The sequence below is a fragment of the Pseudaestuariivita sp. genome (assembly GCF_052825805.1).
In genome coordinates, this window is sequence record NZ_JBRBVB010000015.1 from 162,302 (window position 1) to 175,900 (window position 13,599).

The 13,599-nt window shown below is 66.7% G+C and carries 11 protein-coding genes and 1 tRNA gene; 1 reads left to right on the forward strand and 11 read right to left on the reverse strand.

Annotation, left to right across the window (positions count from 1 at the left end; all coding sequences use genetic code 11):
- Positions 1 to 72 precede the first annotated feature (72 nt).
- Genes ACU0B3_RS16830 through ACU0B3_RS16845 form a run of 4 tightly spaced genes read right to left on the reverse strand, consistent with a single transcriptional unit; the run spans position 73 to position 4,013 of the window.
- Positions 73 to 1,026 carry an ABC transporter substrate-binding protein gene (locus ACU0B3_RS16830; protein WP_446262037.1) on the reverse strand — a complete coding sequence of 318 codons (954 nt, stop codon included), beginning with the start codon at positions 1,024 to 1,026 and terminating at the stop codon, positions 73 to 75.
- The gene (locus ACU0B3_RS16835; protein WP_446262038.1) at positions 1,023 to 1,775 is read right to left on the reverse strand and encodes an aspartate/glutamate racemase family protein; all 753 of its coding nucleotides are present in this window, start codon (positions 1,773 to 1,775) and stop codon (positions 1,023 to 1,025) included. The genes ACU0B3_RS16830 and ACU0B3_RS16835 overlap by 4 nt, the downstream gene beginning before the upstream one ends.
- Positions 1,772 to 2,971, reverse strand: coding sequence for a DegT/DnrJ/EryC1/StrS family aminotransferase (locus tag ACU0B3_RS16840; protein WP_446262039.1), 1,200 nt, complete (start codon positions 2,969 to 2,971; stop codon positions 1,772 to 1,774). The genes ACU0B3_RS16835 and ACU0B3_RS16840 overlap by 4 nt, the downstream gene beginning before the upstream one ends.
- 7 nt (positions 2,972 to 2,978) lie before the next feature.
- On the reverse strand, positions 2,979 to 4,013 hold the full coding sequence (locus tag ACU0B3_RS16845; protein WP_446262040.1) for a D-cysteine desulfhydrase: 1,035 nt from the start codon (positions 4,011 to 4,013) through the stop codon (positions 2,979 to 2,981).
- Between the two features lie 105 nt (positions 4,014 to 4,118).
- On the opposite strand from ACU0B3_RS16845, the gene ACU0B3_RS16850 reads away from it, so the two are divergent.
- On the forward strand, positions 4,119 to 5,039 hold the full coding sequence (locus ACU0B3_RS16850; RefSeq protein WP_446262041.1) for a LysR family transcriptional regulator: 921 nt from the start codon (positions 4,119 to 4,121) through the stop codon (positions 5,037 to 5,039).
- Positions 5,040 to 5,056: 17 nt separating this feature from the next.
- Here ACU0B3_RS16850 and urtE read toward each other — a convergent pair whose 3' ends face one another.
- The 7 genes from urtE to recJ form a co-directional block, all read right to left on the reverse strand.
- On the reverse strand, positions 5,057 to 5,752 hold the full coding sequence (gene urtE / locus ACU0B3_RS16855; protein ID WP_446262042.1) for an urea ABC transporter ATP-binding subunit UrtE: 696 nt from the start codon (positions 5,750 to 5,752) through the stop codon (positions 5,057 to 5,059).
- Positions 5,745 to 6,494: an urea ABC transporter ATP-binding protein UrtD gene (gene urtD / locus ACU0B3_RS16860; RefSeq protein WP_446262043.1), complete on the reverse strand. Its 750-nt coding sequence runs from the start codon at positions 6,492 to 6,494 to the stop codon at positions 5,745 to 5,747. The genes urtE and urtD overlap by 8 nt, the downstream gene beginning before the upstream one ends.
- 94 nt (positions 6,495 to 6,588) lie before the next feature.
- Positions 6,589 to 7,845: an urea ABC transporter permease subunit UrtC gene (gene urtC, locus ACU0B3_RS16865; protein WP_446262044.1), complete on the reverse strand. Its 1,257-nt coding sequence runs from the start codon at positions 7,843 to 7,845 to the stop codon at positions 6,589 to 6,591.
- Positions 7,846 to 7,849: 4 nt separating this feature from the next.
- On the reverse strand, positions 7,850 to 9,781 hold the full coding sequence (gene urtB / locus ACU0B3_RS16870; protein ID WP_446262045.1) for an urea ABC transporter permease subunit UrtB: 1,932 nt from the start codon (positions 9,779 to 9,781) through the stop codon (positions 7,850 to 7,852).
- Between the two features lie 78 nt (positions 9,782 to 9,859).
- The gene (urtA, locus tag ACU0B3_RS16875) at positions 9,860 to 11,140 is read right to left on the reverse strand and encodes an urea ABC transporter substrate-binding protein (RefSeq protein ID WP_446262046.1); all 1,281 of its coding nucleotides are present in this window, start codon (positions 11,138 to 11,140) and stop codon (positions 9,860 to 9,862) included.
- Between the two features lie 541 nt (positions 11,141 to 11,681).
- A tRNA-Glu gene (locus ACU0B3_RS16880) sits at positions 11,682 to 11,756 on the reverse strand.
- 47 nt (positions 11,757 to 11,803) lie between these two features.
- Positions 11,804 to 13,579 (reverse strand): single-stranded-DNA-specific exonuclease RecJ, encoded by a 1,776-nt coding sequence (gene recJ, locus ACU0B3_RS16885; RefSeq protein ID WP_446262047.1) that lies wholly within the window; start codon positions 13,577 to 13,579, stop codon positions 11,804 to 11,806.
- Positions 13,580 to 13,599: the final 20 nt, after the last annotated feature.

Sequence of the window (13,599 nt, forward strand, 5' to 3'; positions counted from 1 at the left end):
GGCGTCGACCTTTGTCGTGTCTTGGATGCGGCGCGCGATGACCGCGCGCCGCTTTCGTGTCCGCTCTGCGGATTACTCGCCGGTCAGCCAGCCGAGGACGACGTCCTCGTTGTTGGCCACCCAGTTCTTGGCGTATTCTTCGACCGGCACGTCGTTGACCGACAGCTCAAAGCCCGCCTCGGAGAGGACTTCCGGCGGCATTGCATAATTGTCGAGCATCGCGGCCACTTCCGGGAAGTTGTCGCGGATGTTGGCGGCGTAGTGCAGGTGCAGCTTGGCGCCGTTCCACGCGGTCGAGGCTTCGGACTTGGCCAGCCAGTCGGGATCGTCGGTCGGCTGGACGATGGTCCAAGTCGCCGGATCGTGCGCCGGCTCGTCGAGGTAGACGAGGTCGTAGGCGACAAAGATGAAGTGCGGCTCGTAGCAGAAGCCCATCCACGGCTCATCGGCGTTGGCGGCCGCGCCGAGTTCACCCCAGGCGACTGTGCCGTCGTACTGCTGGAGGTCCATGACCTGGTCGTAGCCGTAGGACTTGGCGCGGATTTGCTCGATCACGGTCGACGCCCAGCCGGGTGCACCGATCCAGACTTCGGGCTGGCCGTTGCCGTCCTTGTCGAAGACCGCCATCTTGTCGGGGTCGGTCAGGTCGTTGATCGAGGTGATTCCGTAGGTGTCGGCGGTATACTTGGTCACGCACATGCCCTGCACGGCCTGCACCGGGTTCATGTTCGCCACGACGGTCTGGTTTTCCTGCACGTAGGTGTTGTGCAGGTTCGCCTGGTTCGGCAGCCACACTTCAGGGTGCAGGTGCATCGAGCCCGCGTCCATCGCTTCGAAGATGATCGGGTTCGTGCCGTTCTGCAGCTCAACCTCGAGCCCGAAGTTCTCTTCGATCACGATCTTGAGGATGTTCGACGTCGCGTTCGCGGCCGGCCAGTTCGGCACGCCCAGCACGAGGTCCGCGGCAGAGGCGCTGCCGGCGGCGGCAATGAGCGCAGCAGATGCGGTCAGTGTCAGTTTCTTCATGATGTTTCCGTTTCCCTATCGGAGGTTGGTGCCGCTGGCGCGGCGGGGTGCGCATCGGGCACGTGGCCGTCGCGCGCAAACCGGACCGTCGCCTCGACCAGCAGGTCGAGCGCGTCGAAGACCGGAACGGGGGCCTGGATTTCCCGGGCCACCAATGAAAATTCCGTGCAGCAGATGCAGATCGCCTCCGCGCCGGCCGCGGCCTGCGCCGCCGCCTCCGTGCTGAGTTGGCGGATCGCCTGTGCCGAGGGGCCGTCTGCCTTGATCCGGCGGATCGTCTCGAGCGTGGCCTCCGCGTCCGCCAGGGGCGTCAGGCTGAGGCCGCACGCCGCCAGCGGGGCGTCAAAGACACCGACTTTCGCAAGGGCAGGGGAGCCGAGCAGGCCGATCCGACCGCGCGGCGCCAGCACGCTTGCCTGCGCTGCAGCAAGGTCGACCATCGAAATCAGCGGCACGCCCGCAGCGGCGCGTATCGCGGGCGCGTAGTGGTGAGCGGTGTTGCAGGGCATCACCAGCGCCTCGGCACCCGCGCGGGCAAGCCGCCGCGCCATGCCGGCCAGCACCGGGCACGGGTCTTCCGTACCGCCCTCTAGCAGCGCCTTGATCCGGCTCGGCACCTGCGGGTTCTGATCGACCAGCAGGGGGATGTGATCGGCGTCGTTCCGCGCCGGCACTGCTGCCAGCACACGCGACATGAAGAGGACAGTCGCCTCTGGCCCCATCCCGCCGAGGACGCCCACGGGCCTCATGCTGGCACCCGTACAGTCTCGGCGGCCACGTCCGCCAGGATCTCTCCCAGCAGCCGCGCATCGTCTTCGGTAAAGGTCAGCGGCAGGCGCATGTCAAAGAGCGTCGCCAGCACCGCGTCCGTGCGCGGCAGCGCCTGAGGGGCGACATAGCGCCACGACGTATGCGCCGACGTAAAGCCTTTGGGTGCGGCAGCGCCGAACCATTTGACCTCGACCCCACGCGCCGCGCATGCCTCGACAAACCGGGTGCAGCCGGCCGCATCGAGCGCCGGGATGCGCCACTGGATCGACGAGCCGATCCGGCGCGCCTCCACCGCCGGTGCAGGGAGCGCCACATCTGGCGCGCCCGCAAGCGCCGTGCGCACAAGTTCGGCAAGCCGGTCCCAGCGTGCGAGGTTTGCATCAAGCGTGTCCAGCTGCGGAAGCACCAGTGCCGCGCGCAGGTTGTCCATCCGCGCCGACCCGTTTGGCATGTCGAGCTGCGCCGCCTCGAACGCCTCGACCGGTGGGCCTGCGCCATGGCGCGCCCACAGCATGTAACTGCCCGACAGCACCGTCGCCCGCGCGGCGATCACCGGATCGTCCGTCGTCAAAAGTCCGCCTTCCCCGGCGTTGAGGTGCTTATAGGTCTGCAGCGAGAAACAGGCGATCTTGCCGAAATTGCCGCTCTTTGCGCCGGCCCATTCCGCGCCCATCGTATGCGCGCAGTCCTCGACGACGGTGACGCCCGCGCCGTCCGCCCACCGCACCAGCGCGGCCATGTCCGCGAGGTGCCCGCGCATGTGGCTGAGCAGCAGCGTGCGCGCGCCGGAGGCGTCGGCCTTGGCCGCCAGATCATCGAGGTCGATGACCATATCCTCGGTCGTCTCCACGAGCACCGGCTCCGCCCCGACCGAGGCGATGGCCCCCGGCACCGGAGCCAGCGTCCAGGCGTTGGTCAGCACCTTGTCACCCGCACCCACGCCAAGCGCGGTCAGCGCGATGCGCATGGCTTGCCCGCCGGAGGCCACCGCCAGACAATACGCCGCACCTTGCCAGGCCGCGAAACGCCGTTCCAGCGCTTCGGCGGGGCTCTCTCCCTCGGGCCAGCCGTAGCGGTGCAGCGCACCCGATCGCATGACCTCGACAGCCGCCGCGATCCCCGCCTCGGGGATGGGCTCCTGCCGGATGAAGGGTTTGGTGAAGCGTGGTGCCATGCGGTCCCTATTCGGCTGCCAGTGCAGGCGCGTCGCGGTGCATATGCCCGCGCTCGAACGCCCAATCGTAGCCGAACAGACCAACAGAGCCACCGGTATGCAAGAAGACAATGCGCTCGCCGTCCTGGCCGATCTGGCCCTTGCGGATCAGGTCGATCAAACCGGCGGCACCCTTGGCCGAGTACACCGGGTCGAGCAGGATCCCCTCGAGCTCGGCAAACATGCGGATCGCCTCGAGGCCGCCTTCGGTGGGCAGCCCGTACCCCTCGCCGACGTAGTCGGTGTTCGCCACCACTTCGCCGCGCTCGGGCGCCGGGGTGCCCATCAGGGCGGCGGCCTTGACGGCGAGGTCATAGACCATCTGCTCTTGCTTCGGTTGAGGTGCGCGCGTGCCGATGCCGAGGAGCGGGATGTTCGCGCTGATCGCCTTGAGGCCCGCGACGAGCCCGGCCTGCGTGCCCGACGAGCCGGTCGCGTGCACGATGCGGTCGATGCGCAGCCCGCGCTCGTTGGCCTGGTTCACCAGTTCCAGCGCGCAGTTCGCGTACCCCAGCGCGCCCACGGCGTTCGAGCCGCCGCCGGGGATCACGTAGACCTTCTTGCCCTCGGCGCGCAGCGCTTCGGCGGCGCGGTCCATCTCGCCCGGCATGTCATGACCGCCGGGAAATTTTTCCGTCGTTGCGCCGTGCAGGTGGTCGAGCAGCACGTTGCCGTTCATGTTGTAGTTCTCGGAGGCGTAGCCGGTCCGATCCTCAAGAAGGACGTGGCAGCCGACCCCGAGCCGCGCCGCGAACGCCGCTGTCTGCCGGGCGTGGTTCGACTGGGTCGCGCCCTGGGTCATCACCATGTCGGCGCCCTGCGCTTCGGCCTCGGCCATCAGGAACTCGAGCTTGCGCGTCTTGTTGCCGCCCGAGGACATGCCGGTGCAATCGTCCCGCTTGATCCAGATGTCGGCGCCGAGCTCCTTGGACAGGCGCGGCATGGGCTCCAGCGGGGTCGGCAGATGCGCCAGATGCAGGCGTGGGAATCGGGCTAGGTGCATGGGGTCCTCCAACTGAAGTCGCGCGGATCGTGGCGGCAGCGGGGGTCGGTTGCAAATACTGTCTCCGGCGGTCAACATGCACGAACTGCATGAAAGGAGCTGCAGATGCGCGTCGATTGGCTCGAAGACATCGTGGCCGTGCTCGAAGCCGGTTCGCTGACAGACGCCGCCCGCCGGCGCAACGTGAGCCAGCCGGCGTTCTCGCGGCGTCTACGTGCGGCCGAGGACGCGCTTGGCACGCAGCTGATCGACCGCAGCACGAAGCCGGCGCGGCTGCGCCCGGGGCTCGAGGCGCTGGCGCCGCGCCTGCGCAGCGCCGCCTCGGAGATCCGGCAGTTGCGGGTGGACTTGCGGCTGGCAGCCACCGATGATGCCGACAGCATCGTGATCACGGCGCAGCACTCCCTCGCCACGACGCGCGCCGCCGCGATCATCGCGCGCATCGACGATGTTCCCAGCATCCAGGGCGTGCGCCTCCGCTCGGCCAATCGCGACAATTGCATCGCCATGCTGATGGTCGGGGAGGCTGACATCGCGATCGTGCACCGCACCCCGACCGAGCCGATCTGGCACCGCCCCTCGGAGGTGGAGGTGGCCGGACTTGCCGCCGAACGCCTGATCCCCGTGGCAACCGAGCGCGAGGCGGCACGGATTTTGAGCGGCACGCTGCGGCTGGTCGGGTATCCGGGAGACGTCTTTCTGGGCCAGGTCTTTGCCGAACGCATCGCGCCGCGCCTGCCGGAGGCGCTGCGCCTCGTCCCGCGCGCCGAGACTGCGCTGGCGCCGGCGGCGCATTCGCTCGCGCGGGAGGGGTCTGGCGTGGCATGGCTGCCCGAGACCATGGCCCGCACCGACATCGCCGCGGGCCATCTGCACGATCTCTCTGGTCAACTGCCGAGCACGCTCTTGGAGCTCGTCGGTGTGCGGACGCTGCGCCGCCACGCCCCCGCGCTCGATCAGGCGTGGACCAGCCTCGTGTCGCTCGAGGAGCGGAGCGACGGAGCGGCGTCAGTGTCCCGGGTCTAGAGAGCAGCGCCGCGCGCTCAGAGCGCAAGCTCGTCCAGCAGGGCGCGCTTGGTGATGTCCGTCTTGGCGACCTTGCGTTTGATCGCCCCGCGCGTCATCACGTAGATGCGGTCGGCAAGTGTATAGGCAAAGTCGGCGTTCTGCTCCACCAGTACGATGGCCATGCTTCCCTTGTCCCGCAAAAGCTCCAGCGCGTCGCCGATCTGGTCGATCACGTTCGGCTGGATGCCTTCGGTCGGCTCGTCGAGGAGCAGCACCTTGGGGCGCGTGATCAGCGCCCTCGCGATGGCAAGCTGCTGTTGCTGACCGCCAGAGAGGTCCCCGCCGCGCCGCGCGCGCATGTCGTGGAGGACCGGGAAGAGCTCGAAGACTTCGTCCGGCACCTCGTGCTCGGATTTCGGCAAGCAGGCAAACCCCGTCTCGAGGTTCTCCTGTACGCTCATCATCGGAAAGACTTCGCGCCCCTGTGGTACATAAGCCACCCCGGCGCGGGCATTGTCGAAGGCGGTGCTGCGCTTGAGCGTGGTGCCCGCCACCGACACGCTTCCCGCGGAGAAGGGATGCCGTCCCGCAATGGCCTTGAGAAGGCTCGTCTTGCCGACGCCGTTGTTGCCCATCAGCGTCGTGATCTGACCCGCCTCTGCGCGCAAGGACACGTCGTAGAGGATTTGGCTTTGGCCGTACTTGAGGCAGAGATCCGAGACATCAAGCATGTGCGCGCCCCAGGTAGACGTCGATCACCTTCTGGTCCGACGTCACGTGATCGAGGGAGCCTTCGGCGAGCACCGCGCCTTCGTGCAGGACCGTGACCTTGCAGTCGAGGCGGCGGACGAACTCCATATCGTGCTCCACCACGACGACAGCCCGTGTGCGGGCGGCCTCGCGCAGGATGTCGGTGGTCTTTTCGCGCTCTTCGGCGGTCATGCCCGCGGCGGGCTCGTCGACCAAAAGGAGCCGGGGCTCCTGCGCGAGCAGCATCCCGATCTCGAGCCATTGCTTTTGCCCGTGGCTCAGCTCGCCCGCCACGCGGGTGAGGCTGTCCGTCAGGCCAATCTGCGCGGCGATCTCTTCGATCCGGGCGGCGTTTTCGGCGGTCTTCTTGTGAAAGAGCACCGCCATTGGACCGCGCGGCGTCTTGAGCGCCATGGCGAGGTTTTCGCGCACGGTTTGCGCCTCAAAGACGGTGGGTTTCTGGAACTTGCGCCCGATCCCCTCCAGCGCGATCTGGCTTTCGCTAAGACCGAGGAGGGAGATGTTCCTGTCGCCCCAGATCACTTTGCCTTCGTCCGGTTTGGTCTTGCCGGTCACGATATCCATAAAGGTTGTCTTGCCTGCGCCGTTCGGTCCGATGATCGCACGCAGCTCAGGCTCGGCGAACTGGATCGACAGGTTGTTGATGGCGCGGAACCCGTCAAAGGTGATCGAGACGCCGGAGACTTCGAGAAGGGTGCTCATGCGCGCTTCCCGTCCCGGGCCTGACCCGGGACCTCCTCGGCACGCGCGAGAGAGATGAGGCGCCGGATCAGGTCCGGCGCGTGGCGGCACGTGATCATGGTTGCTTCCTCACGAGAGTGTCAAAGAGCCCGCCGATTCCGCGCGGGAAAAAGAGGGTGACGGCCACGAAGGACACGCCCAGCAGCACCAGCCACCAATCGGTCCACTGGATCGTGTAGACCCCCAGCGGCACGTCGGGCGCGCCGCCGCCGGTGAACCAGCTCGAGAGAAGCGAGACAAAGGCCGCGCCGATCACCGCGCCGTAGAGCCGTCCCCGTCCGCCGATGGCGACCCAGACGGCGAGGTAGATGGAGGCGATGGGGGCGATCTCTCCGGGGTTGATGATCCCGGCTTGCGGGTAATAGAGCGCGCCGGCGATGGCGGAGACGATGGCGGTGATGGTGAAGACAAAGAGCTTGTAGGTCTCCACGTGGTACCCAAGGAAGCGCACCCGCGCCTCGTTGTCGCGGATGCCTTTGATGACGCTGCCCATCTTGCCCGAGGTGATCCAGGCAAAGAAGATATACCCTCCCGCCAGCGCCGCTGCCGAGGTGTAGAAGAAGACGATGGAGATGACAGCCTGCGGCGTCTCTTCGAAACCGGGGATGTTCTGAAGGCCCGAAAGGCCGTTGTTGCCCCGAAGGCCGCTGTCGTTCTGGAAGAGGTAGAGCGAGAGGGCGAGTGTCATCGCTTGAGTGAGGATCGAGAGGTACACGCCCGTCACCCGGCTGCGGAAGGCGAGCCAGCCAAAGACCAGCGCCAGAAGGCCCGGGACCAGCACCACCATCAGGAGTTGCAGGAAGAGGCTGTCGGCAAACGCCCAGATCAGCGGGAATTCACTCGAGCCGACCACGCCGAAGATCTGGTTGCCGATGGCGTCCGAGACTTCCCGAGGGGTTGGGGGGATGCTGGCGGCGGCGAAGCTCTCGAGGACGATAACTTCGGTGCGGGCATACATGAGCCACATGCCGATCGCGTAGCCGCCAAGGCCGAAAAAGGCGAAATGCCCGAGGCTGAGGATGCCGCAGTACCCCCAGACCACGTCCATCGCGATGGCGATGAGGCAGAGGCACAGGGTCTTCCCCAGCGTCTTGACGAAGGAGGTGGAGAGAAGGCCCGTGCCAGTCGCTTCGGCCAGTATCGTGACGCCGAGGGTGAAGAGGGCGAGCGCGAGGAGGAACCACAGGACCGACGGGTTCTGCGCGATGAAGGACCTGTTTGCGCCGCCTTTGGGCGTCGCGCTGGGCGAGGGGGCGCTGCCCCCTCGCGCTCCCCCGGGATATTTCGGGCCAGAAGAAGTGTCGTTTGCCATGCGCTTAGTCCGCCGCAGCGCGGCCTTTGAGGGCGACAATGCCCTTGGGCCGGAATTGGATGAAGAGGATGATGAAGAGGATCATGTAGGTCTGTGCCGCCAGCGTGTTCGAGGGGTTGAGCCACTCGATCCCCTTTTGCAGGAAGCCGATGAGCGACGCGCCTGCGAGCGTGCCCCAGACATTGCCCACGCCGCCCACCACGACAGTCATGAAGCTTTGCACGATGTAGTCGGCGCCCATCTCGGAGGTGACCTTGGCGTAGAGGCCGATGGCAACACCGGCGATCCCGGCGATGCCGGAGCCGAGGCCGAAGGTGAGCATGTTGATCCGGTCGGGGTTGATGCCCATCGAGGCGGCCATGCCCGGGTTTTGGGTGACAGCGCGCACTTCGAGGCCGAGGCGGGTGCGTTTGAGAACGTAGAGGATCAGCGCGAGGAAGATCAGCGCCATCAAGAAGATCGCGATCCGGATGTAGCTGATGGCGATGACGTCGTTGAAGACCAGGGCCCCATCGAGCCATCCGGGCGAGGTGAGGGGGCGGGCCTGCGTGCCGAAGATGTTCTTGGCCAGTTGCTGGAGCGCGATCGAGATGCCGAAGGTCGCGAGCAGCGTTTCGAGCGGCCGGTGATAGAGGTGGCGGATGACCAGCCGCTCCATCGTCACGCCCGCGCCGAAAGTCACGGCAAAGGCAAGCGGCAGCGCGATCAGGATCGAGAGCGTGTAGTCGGGCACGAAGAGCTGCACGACGTAGCCGGTGTAGGCGCCCATCATGATGAACTCGCCGTGGGCCATGTTGATGACGCCCATGACGCCAAAGGTGATGGCAAGGCCGATGGCGGCGAGAAAGTAGATCGAGGCGAGCGAAAGCGCGTCGAGGCCGAGGTCGGCGGCTTGTGAGATCGCTACGCGGGTTTCGATGCCGTCGAGGGCGGTGCGGGCGGCTGTGGTAATGTCCGCGTTTGGTTCGGCGTAGGCTTCGAAGAAGGTGTAGCTGTCGAGGGTCTCTGCGCGGTCGTCCTCGGTCACGAGAGGCGCGGCTTTGCCGTCGGTGGCGAGTGCGGCATAGGCCTCGGCGCGGGCTGCATCGGTGTTCAGACGCGCGACTGGCACGCCGCCGACGCGGGCGCCGTCGATGTTCTCTGCCAGCGTTTGGCGGATTTCATCGGAGGTCGTGAGGGCAGGGGCCAGGTCTTGCGACACGAGGAGCGCGTAGGCTTCTCCCTCGGGAATGTCGGTGCCGGGGGTCAGGACACGGGCGATGTTGCGGTCCTCGGGCAGGGTGGGCGCGGCCTCCACCTCGGTCGCGAGGATTTGGTTGAGCGTCGCCCGCACGTCGACGGAAAGGTCGCCGGAAAGCGCCTCGATCGCAGCGATCCTTGCTTCTGGCGCGTCCGCAAAGCGTGCGGCGAGCATGCCTGCGAGGCGCGTCTTCACGGCCTTCAAAGCTGGGTCAGGCTCGTCCGCAATGGAGCCTTGCAAAGGAGCGAGTTGGCTGGCGTCCATCGAGCGCTGGATCGCCTGCACGGCCGCCTGCCTTTTGGTGATGTCCGGGTCCGAGAGCTGGAACTGCACCAAGGCGTCCCCGAGCGCGCGCCGGACACCGCCGTTGGGGCGGGAGGGCTTGAGGTCGACCCCATCCGCACTGCCAATCTCCGCGCCGGTGTCGAGGTCAAAGAGCACATCGTCCACGCGGCGCAGGAAGAACCCGTCCTCCTCCCGGCGCACGATCTCGCGATCCCGCCAGGCCTCGAGGAAGGGGACAACCTGCGGCAACCCGCTTGCCAGAAGGTCATCCAGCACCGCACCCACGGTGCGTCGCCCGGGTTTGACAACCTCATCGGCGTGGGTTTGCAGCAATGTCTGAAGGGATTGTGCGGAGCCTGCGGCAGGCAGCGTCAGGCAGAGCGCCAGCGCGAGGCAAAGAAGTCTGAGCATGTCGTCCAGGACCCGTACGTTGGAAGTGAAGCACGGTGAAAACGGGCGCGCGAGGACCTGCCCGCGCGCCCGTTAGGCTTAGTAGTTGGACGTCAGCTGCACGCAGGTGTTCGTCTCGGTGTTGTACATCCCGCAGCCGAGCTCTTTCCAATCGGAGGTGAGCACCGCCGACTCGGGCAGGAAGTCGGTCCAGGCGTCGCCCGGCACTTCCTCGGTCTGACTGATGATGTCGAACTGGCCGTCGGCGGTGATCTCACCGATGAGCACCGGCTTGGCGAGGTGGTGGTTCGGCAGCATGACGGCAGTGCCGCCGGTCAGGTTCGGGAACTCCTGACCGTACATCGCCTCGCGCACGGCATCGACGTCGGTGGTGCCGGCCTCGGTGACCGCATTGATCCACATGTTGAAGCCGATGTAATGCGCCTCCATCGGGTCGTTCGTCACGCGGTCCTCGCCCATCTTGGCCTTCCAGGCGGCGACCCAGGCGTCGTTGGCTTCGGACTCGGCGGACTGGAAGTAGTTCCAGGCGGCGAGGTGACCGACGAGGTTGGAGGTGTCGAGGCCGGAGAGCTCTTCTTCGCCCACCGAGAAGGCCACGACGGGGATGTCATCAGCCGAGATGCCAGCCGCCGCAAGTTCCTTGTAAAAGCCGATGTTGGCGTCGCCGTTGATGGTCGAGATGACGCCCACCTGCTTGCCATCCGCGCCGAGTGCCACGACGTCCGCGACGATGGTCGCCCAGTCGGAATGGCCAAACGGCGTGTAGTTCACAAAGATGTCTTCCTCGGCGATGCCTTTGTCCTTGAGATAGCTCTCGAGGATGTTGTTCGTGGTGCGCGGGTAGACGTAGTCGGTGCCGAGCAGCGCAAATTTCTCGACGCCCAGTTCCTCGAGGAAATAATCGGTGGCCGGGATCGCCTGCTGGTTGGGCGCGGCGCCGGTGTAGAATACGTTCTTGGAGCTTTCCTCACCCTCGTACTGGACGGGGTAGAACATGAGGCCGTTCAGCTCTTCGAGAACCGGCAGCGCGGATTTGCGCGACACCGAGGTCCAGGAGCCAAAGATCACGTCGACTTCGGAGACTGTCAGGAGCTCACGCGCCTTTTCCGCGAAAAGGGGCCAGTCGGAGGCGGGGTCGACAACCACGGCCTCGATCTCGCAGCCAAGCACGCCGCCCTTGGCGTTCTGCTCTTCGATCAAGAGTTCCATCGTGTCTTTCAGCGTGGTCTCCGAGATGGCCATCGTGCCGGAGAGCGAATGCAGCACGCCGACCTTGACCGGGTCGTCGCAAGCCATCGCGGAGGTGGCCGCCACAAGGCCGGCCGCCGCGAGGGTGGGTGTCGTGAAAAGTCTCGCCATGGTTCTTTGTCCCAGGTTGGGCAGACCCCTTTCGGCACAGACCCCCCTTTTGATCGGGCGGCTGCGTGCCTATGTACGGCCTGCAACAGTCATGTTGTGGCCTCGCGGGGACGCTTCATCTGCCACGATGGTCCTCGTGAGGCGCTCGACGCTCGAGTTGAGCTGCGGCGACCGGACCCGAAAGGTTCCGCTGAGTCCTCGCAAAACGCGTCGCTCCTGTTTTTCGGCGGGGTTGTTGCTTCCAATTTCAGCAAGGGGCATGATTTTGCTGAATTTTTGAGCGGGTGGAGTGCGCGGCGCGAATGGCCTGCATCTCACGCGGGTGAAGTTTGCGCATCGCGGCACTACGTTTGGCGACGGATAAGCGTGGCTGACCTGCGAACGATGCCTCACTCGATGGCCCGGTTGCGGTTGTCGAATACCATGCCTGATACGAAAGCCCTTCTAACCTTCGGACCTGTCGCAGGCGCGCATCCCGGATGAGCAGCCAAACGCGCATGTCGCAACATGCACGACCATCGGAGTATTCTTGGATGAGAAGTGGCAGCCCGTAGGGGAATCGAACCCCTCTTTCCAGGTTGAAAACCTGGCGTCCTAACCGATAGACGAACGGGCCACGAGCGCTGATTTAGGCAAAGCGCCGCGCGCGCGCAAGTGAAAAAATCACGAAACGGACGGGCTGGGTGCGGCATCCAGCAGCGCCAGTTGTGGGCGCGACCGGCCCTGCCATGTGTTGACCTCGAAGCGGCCTGCAATGTGAAACGCGCCGCCGCCGTGGGCCATCAGCGCGAGACCGAGCGGGCCGTCGAACGCGCCAAAAGCGATGGCGTCGAGCGATGTGCCGAGCCCATCCTTGAACGTCACTTTGAGATGGCCCGTGCCGACTTCGCGTGCGTGCGCCACACGCATGTCCGGCAGGGCAAAGCGGGGCGGCGGCGCGCTGGCGCCAAAAGGGCCGGCGCGGTCGAGATCGTGGATCAGCTCGGTCTGCACCGCGCCCGGCATCACCGTCCCGTCGAGGCGCAGATCGCGCGGACCGAGGCTGCCCGCGCCCTGCGCCGCCATCAGCTCGGACAGGCGCGCCATCGCCGGCTCCAGCTGCGCGCGGCTCAGCGACAGGCCCGCGGCCATCTTGTGACCGCCGCCCTTTTCGATCAGCCCCTCGCGCGCGAGCCGCTGGATCGCGGCGCCCAGGTCGATGCCGGTGACTGACCGGCCCGATCCCTTGCCCGCATCACCATCGAACCCGATCACGATCGAGGGGCGGTTGGCTTGCTCCTTGAGGCGTGAGGCGACGATGCCGACGACGCCTGCGTGCCAGCCGTCTCCGGCCGCCCAGGCGAGGGGGGCGTCGAGGCCGCGCTCTTCAGCTTGTGCCAGCGCGGCGGCGCGCACGGCGGCCTCCACCTCGCGCCGCTCGGCGTTGAGCGCCTCGAGCCGGTCCGCCAGCGCACTCGCCTCATCAGCGTCCGTCGTCGCCAATAGCCGTGCGCCGAGGTCCGCGCGCCCGACGCGCCCGCCGGCATTGATCCGCGGTCCCAGCACGTAGCCCAGGTGGTAGGCCGCCGGCGCCGTATCGAGCCGGGCCGCATCGCAGAGCGCGACCAGTCCCGCCCGTTCCCGCCGCGCCATCACCTTGAGCCCCTGCTGCACAAACGCGCGATTGACGCCGGTCAGAGGCGCCACGTCGGCCACCGTCGCCAGCGCCACAAGGTCGAGGAGCGCCATTAGGTCTGGCCCTGCCTGACCCGCCGTGCGCAGCTGCCGGCCTGCCTCTACCAGCGTCAGGAACACAACCGCCGCCGCGCAAAGGTGCGCCAGATCGCCCGTCTCGTCCTGCCGGTTGGGGTTCACGACGGCCAGCGCCGGGGGCAGCGTTTCGCCGCCCAAATGGTGGTCAAGCACGATTACATCCGCGCCGTCCGCTGCCGCCAGCGCGTCATGGCTCAGCGTGCCGCAATCGACGCAGACGATCAGGTCGTGTTCCCGTGCAAGCGCCTGCATCGCCGGGGCGTTTGGCCCGTACCCCTCGTCGATCCGGTCCGGCACGTAGAGCGTCGCGGTCTGGCCGAAATGGCGCAGCCAGGTCAGAAGCAGTGCCGACGAGGTCCCGCCGTCCACGTCGTAATCGGCAAATACCGCGATACGTTCGCGCGCCTGCACCGCGCTGACCAGCCGTGCCGCCGCGGTCTCCGCGTCGCGCATCGCGCGCGGGTCCGGCAGCAGGTCGCGCAGCTTTGGGGCAAGGTAGCCTTCAACCGCCTCCGCCCCAACGCCCAGCCGCGCGAGCACCAGCGCCATCGCCTGGCTCACACCTGCCGACTGCACCAGTGCCGCTGCCGCGCGCTCGGTCGCCGCGGAGGGGCCGACCCAGCGCCGCCCGGTGAGCGAGCTTTCGACGCCGAGAAAGGCAGGGGACAGGGGCAGGGACTGGTTCATGGCCACGACACTACCGGATA